Annotated in this window: 1 protein-coding gene; it reads left to right on the top strand. The window is 35.7% G+C overall.

The window, feature by feature from the left end; genetic code table 11:
• Positions 1–2,895: SusC/RagA family TonB-linked outer membrane protein (locus ACY65O_RS03525; protein ID WP_462219468.1), on the top strand; the 2,895-nt coding region annotated here is incomplete at both ends.

Below are 2,895 nucleotides of genomic sequence, written 5' to 3'. Positions count from 1 at the left end.
TGTTGAAGGAGCGTCCATAACAATAAAGGGAAAAAGAACAGGTGCAAAAACTGATGCCAATGGGCAATTTAAGATTACTGCAACTAAAGGAGATGTACTATTAATATCTTCAGTTGGATATAGTAGTCAGCAAATTAATTTAAAAGAAGATGTAACAACTATTACAATACAGTTACAAAAAGATGATGCCATTTTGGATGAAGTAGTGGTGGTAGCCATGGACCGCAAAGTAAATGCAAAGGAACTAAGTTTTTCAACGCAAACAGCAAGTGGCAGTGATTTGCAGGAAACACAAAGAGAGAGCTTTGTTAACGCATTACAAGGACGTATAGCTGGTTTAACTGTTAACCAAACAGGTGGTGCTGCCGGTTCAAGTTCACAGATTGTTTTACGAGGCTTCAACTCTTTATCATTGGATAATTCACCACTTTTTGTAATTGATGGTGTAATTGCCGACAACTCTACCTTAAACGAAACAAGTAACGGTGGGTCTGCATTAGGATTGGCATCAGACAGGCCAAACAGGGGAAATGACTACTCAAATAGAATTTCAGATATTAATCCGAATGATATAGAATCTATTACAGTACTTAAAGGCCCCGAAGCAACTGCATTATATGGTAGCCAGGCGAGCTCCGGAGCCATTATCATAACAACTAAAAAAGCTAAGCCCACCGGTAAGCCTACCTTTAGTTATGATAACAGCTTTAGAATTCAAAATCAAAGCAGGCTTCCTTACAATATTTCTGCTTTTGCAGGGGGCACTAATGGTGTACCTGCTGATATTTTTGCGGCTTTCGGTCCTACCTACAATTCTACAGGTACAAAAACATACGATAATAAAAATCATTTTTTTCAAAAAGGTTTTTCACAAACACATAATCTTTCTGCTGCTTATGGCAAAAAGAACGTTAGTTTTATTTTCTCAGGCTCGATATTTGATCAGAAATCTCCCATTCCTACAAATACATATAAAAGGTATAATTTAAGAGTTGCTAACACAACAAAAATTGGAAAGTATATTGAAATAATGCCGTCGATAAGTTTTATTAATACAGTTAACGACAAACCATTAAGGGGTGCAAGTGGATACCTTTTAAATCTTTTGGTTTGGCCGGCGAGTGATGATATTACAGATTGGCAGTTAGGAAATGGGCTAAAAAAACCGCTTTTTAATTCAAACCCAAATGCGGATTTAGATAACCCATTTTACAATGTGTATAAAAATCGCAGCTCGGATAAAACTAACCGCTGGCTGGCAACATTTGGTATAAACATCAACCCTACCAAATGGCTTGCAATAGCAGGAAGGTTTGGCTATGATACCTATAAAAACGATGGCTACACGAGGTACGATTCTATGTCTTTTTATCTTACCAGGGCTCAAAAAGGCCAGCAGGATAATTATTACAGAAATTACTACGGTTACAATCATACAATTACAGCTACGGCTAAAAAAACATTGGGTGATTTTAATGGCAGGATTATGGTTGGTAATATGTGGCAGGATTATGAATTTCAACAGTGGGCCGTTGTAGGTAATAACTTATCAGATGCTAACCGCTCAGACAGTAGCAATACTGATCCGGCTACAAGAATTAGATTATCTAACGCTTCGAAAGGATTACCGAATTATAATATTAGAAGATCTATGGCTTATTTTGGTGAGGTTGCAATTGGATGGAAATCTTCAATTTTTCTAACCTATTCCCATCGGTTTGAAGAATCATCTATTTTCCCAAAATTCTCAAGAAAATACAATTATCCTGCCGGGGGCATAAGTATGATTATGTCAGATTTGATACCGGGAATTAAAGGCAGCTTATTAAATTATTGGAAATTAAGAGGCTCATTGGCAAGTACAGCAAGATCCAGTCAGCCTTATGCGAACCAGTCTGTTTTCGATCCCAGATTATCAAGTGGCGGAGGTTTTTCTTATGGATTTACAAACAATAACCCACTATTAGAACCGGAAAAACAAAAAACTTTTGAAATAGGAACAGAATTAAAGTTTATAAGTAACCGTTTTGCAATAGATGCTACATATTATAACACAAAAAATAAAAATTTAATAGTAGAACAATTTAGAGCATCTTATGGCACAGGCTATGTTTTAAATACCTTAAATGTTGGTGCAAATCAAAATCAGGGAGTTGAACTGGCGCTAAATTTTGATGTAGTTAAAACAAAAAATTTCAACTGGAATACAAGATTGAATTTTAATAGAATGTGGAATAAGGTTTTAGAATTACCAGCTAACGTACCCGAATTTTATCAATCAGATACATGGCTATATGCAAATGCCCGTGGAGGACTTGTACGTGGGGGGGCAACCACCACTATTACTTCATACGGCTACCTTAGAAATAATAATGGATCTATTCTTATAAGCCCAACAACAGGCTTACCAGTTTTAGATAATAACTTTAGGGTAAGGGGCGACAGAAACCCTGATTTTACATTAGGCTTTGTAAATAGTTTCAATTACAAAAGATTAAGATTTAGTTTTCTTTGGGATTTAAAAGTGGGTGGTGATATATTTAATGCAACTGACAGATATCTTACCACTCAGGGAAGAAGTTTAAGAACAATTGACAGGCTTTACCCAAGGGTATTGAATGGAGTTTTACAGGACGGATTAGAAAATACAGCCACCCCTACCAAAAATACTATTTCAATTACGCCATATTATAATCAGGCATACTACACAACAATGCCAGAGGAAGAATTTATTGAAAAAGATATTAACTGGTTAAGGTTAAGAGATATATCACTTTCTTACAATTTTTTAAATAAAAAAACAAAATACCTTCGTTCTCTAAGTGGGTTTGTTACTATAAACGATCTTGTATTAATTACTAATTATACAGGCTCCGATCCACAGGTGAATGGTAA

The sequence above is a fragment of the Ferruginibacter sp. genome (assembly GCF_031430955.1).
In the GTDB taxonomy this organism is placed as follows: Bacteria; Bacteroidota; Bacteroidia; order Chitinophagales; family Chitinophagaceae; genus Ferruginibacter.
This window is presented reverse-complemented; position numbering and strand designations above follow the sequence as displayed.